General features: G+C 67.3%; 1 protein-coding gene. It reads left to right on the forward strand.

Annotated features, from left to right (window positions below):
* Positions 1-261: 261 nt before the first annotated feature.
* Positions 262-1,509, forward strand: a 1,248-nt coding sequence (locus tag A9X04_RS21430) for an FAD-dependent oxidoreductase (protein ID WP_067924746.1), incomplete at its 3' end; no start/stop codon positions are given.

Here is a 1,509-nt window from a genome sequence, read left to right on the forward strand (position 1 = left end):
TTCTCGATGCGGCTGCGCAGACCGTCCACATCGAGCACCCGCTCCACCGTGGTCAGGGTGGAGTCAAGGGCGGCGATATCGGCTTGACGGTCGGGTTCCACAGCCGACAACGTTACCGGGGCCCGCCGGGCACCTCGTCTCCCGGCGAGTGCCCCGCCCACGACCAGCGGTCATGCGTTTAGCATCGAATCACGATCATGTGCGCCCCGCACTGCGCGCCGACAGCCCCCGCGCTCACCGGGCACGAATAGAAGGTCGAGTATGCGCCCATACCACGTTGCAATCGTCGGCTCCGGACCGTCGGGATTCTTCGCCGCGTCAGCCCTGCTCAAGGCGGCCGACGCGGCCGAGGACCTCGATATGGCCGTCGACATGCTGGAAATGCTGCCCACCCCGTGGGGGCTGGTGCGCTCCGGCGTCGCGCCCGACCACCCGAAGATCAAGTCGATCAGCAAGCAGTTCGAAAAGACCGCCGAGGATCCGCGCTTCCGATTCTTCGGCAACGTCGTGGTCGGTGAGCACGTGCTGCCCGGTGAGCTCACCGAACGCTACGACGCCGTGGTCTACGCCGTCGGGGCGCAGTCCGACCGGTCGCTGAAGATTCCCGGCGAGGACCTGCCCGGCAGCATGGCCGCCGTCGAATTCGTGGGTTGGTACAACGCGCACCCGCACTTCCAAGAACCCGGCCCGGACCTGTCGGGCGCCCGGGCCGTCGTCGTCGGCAACGGCAACGTCGCCCTGGACGTCGCGCGCATCCTGGTGACCGATCCCGATGTGCTCGCACGCACCGACATCGCCGACCACGCCCTGGATTCGCTGCGGCCGTGTGGTGTGGAGGAAGTGGTGGTGATCGGGCGACGCGGGCCGCTGCAGACCGCGTTCACCACGCTGGAGTTGCGCGAGCTGGCGGATCTGGAGGGCGTCGACGTGATCGTCGATCCAGCGCAGCTGGAGGGCATCACAGCTGACGACGAGGCCGCCGCGGACAAGACGACGAAGCTGAACATCAAGGTGTTGCGCGATTACGCCGGGCGCGCGCCACGGCCCGGCCATCGTCGAATCGTGTTCCGGTTCATGACTTCGCCGATCGAGATCAAGGGCGACGGCAAAGTGGAGAGCATCGTGCTGGGCCGCAACGAACTGGTCAACGACGACAGCGGCCGGGTGTCCGCAAAGGACACCGGCGAGCGCGAGGAACTGCCGGTTCAGCTGGTGGTGCGGTCGGTCGGCTACCGAGGTATGCCCACGCCGGGACTGCCGTTCGACGACAAGACCGCGACCATCCCCAATACCGCCGGCCGGGTGGAGGGAAGCCGCAACGAATACGTCGCCGGATGGATCAAGCGCGGCCCGACGGGTGTCATCGGCACGAATAAGAAGGACTCCCAGGAGACGGTCGACACCCTGCTGGCCGATCTGGACCGCGCTAAAGCCGGCGACCTGGCGGACTTCCCCGAGGACCACGCCGACAAGCTGGCCGAGTGGCTGGCCTCACGCCAGCCGAAGCTG

The organism is Mycobacterium sp. E3247 (assembly GCF_001667785.1).
Lineage (GTDB): Bacteria > Actinomycetota > Actinomycetes > Mycobacteriales > Mycobacteriaceae > Mycobacterium.